The 446-nt window shown below is 65.7% G+C and carries 1 protein-coding gene; it reads left to right on the top strand.

The window, feature by feature from the left end:
- Positions 1-339, top strand: a 339-nt coding sequence (locus tag AC1DN2_RS21350) for a transposase family protein (protein ID WP_476851880.1), incomplete at its 5' end; no start/stop codon positions are given.
- Positions 340-446: the final 107 nt, after the last annotated feature.

Raw genomic sequence — 446 nt, 5'->3', positions numbered from 1 at the left:
CCCGACTACCGCGTCATCTCCGCCACCGTGCTGGCTGATGGCCGGCGCCAGATCATCGTTGAAACAGACCAGCCACCGGGCTGCCCGAGCTGCGGTGTTGTCGCGACGCGGCGGAAGGAACGTCGCTTCCAGCGGATCCGGGACATCCCTGTCGCCGGCGCCGTAGAGGTGCTCTGGTCCAAGTACCGCTGGCATTGCGAGGAACGGGCCTGCCCGCGGCTCTCGTTCTTTGAATCCACCGCCCAGGTCCCGCGCCGTGCCCGTTCCACCGGACGGCTCCGGGACCACGTCGTTGACGGCTCTCCGCGGTTGGTGGTGAATTCGGGCTCGTGTCTTTAGACGCGAGGGGCCCGTAGCCCTGTTGTGATGGATGTTCTTGACGCATTCATCGATGACAGGACTACGAGCCTTGACCGAGCTTACTTCCCGGCGCCCCGACGCTGCCA

The sequence above is a fragment of the Arthrobacter sp. 01L42 genome (assembly GCF_056400005.1).
This window is presented reverse-complemented; position numbering and strand designations above follow the sequence as displayed.